Below are 947 nucleotides of genomic sequence, written 5' to 3'. Positions count from 1 at the left end.
CACGTCACAGTCGAGGGCCACCCGGAATCGGGTCGGCCCTCGACTGCGTTGCGCCGTTGATACGGCGTACTCAGGAAGGATGTACCTGTGAGTTCAGCACCTCAGGGCGGGGACCGCCCCCGGGGGTACGAGGGTCGGTCGGCGGATCGCGACGGCGGGCCCCGCCGCAGCGACCGCCCGTCGCGCCAGGACCGGGGAGAGGAGCGAGGCTCTCGCAACGGCGGACGCGACGCCGGCGGGTACGGCAGCGACCGTCCCAGGTCCGGCGGCTTCCGCCGAGACGGCGACCGTCGCGAGGGCGGCTTCCGCGACAGCGGCCGCTCTGGCGGTGGGTTCCGAGGCGAGCGCAGCGACCGCAGCTTCGGCGGTCGCGACGGCTCCGGCGACAGGGACCGTGGCACTGGGGGTTTCCGTGGCGCCGACCGTCGCGATGGCGACCGTCGCGACGGAGGGTTCCGACGCGATAGCGGCGAACGCTCCGGTGGTTTCCGCGACGGGGAGCGTCGCGAGGGTGGCTTCCGTGGCGGTGACCGTCGCGAGGGTGGCTTCCGCGACGGGGAGCGTCGCGAGGGTGGCTTCCGTGGCGGTGACCGTCGCGAGGGTGGCTTCCGTGGCGGTGACCGCCGCGAGGGTGGCTTCCGTGGTGGTGACCGCCGTGAAGGTGGTTTCCGCGACGGGGAGCGTCGCGAGGGTGGTTTCCGTGGCAGTGACCGCCGTGAAGGTGGCTTCCGTGGTGGTGACCGCCGTGAAGGTGGCTTCCGTGGCGGCGAGCGCCGGGACGGCGATTCCCGGGAGCGTCGCGAGGGCGGGTTCCGTGGCGGCGAGCGTCGCGAGGGTGGTTTCCGCGAGGGTGACCGCCGGGACGGTGGCTTCCGTGGCAGTGACCGCCGGGACGGTGGCTTCCGTGGTGGTGAGCGCCGGGACGGTGGCTTCCGCGAGGGTGACCG

1 pseudogene is annotated in these 947 nt (G+C 73.7%); it reads right to left on the bottom strand.

Annotation, left to right across the window (positions count from 1 at the left end):
• Positions 1-93: 93 nt before the first annotated feature.
• Positions 94-947: pseudogene (locus Vse01_RS29165) on the bottom strand (hypothetical protein); the annotation flags it as partial.

This window comes from Micromonospora sediminimaris (assembly GCF_016863575.1).
Classification (GTDB): Bacteria; Actinomycetota; Actinomycetes; order Mycobacteriales; family Micromonosporaceae; genus Micromonospora; species Micromonospora sediminimaris.
Note: the sequence above shows the minus strand (reverse complement) of the source record. Positions and strands in the feature narration are given on the sequence as shown.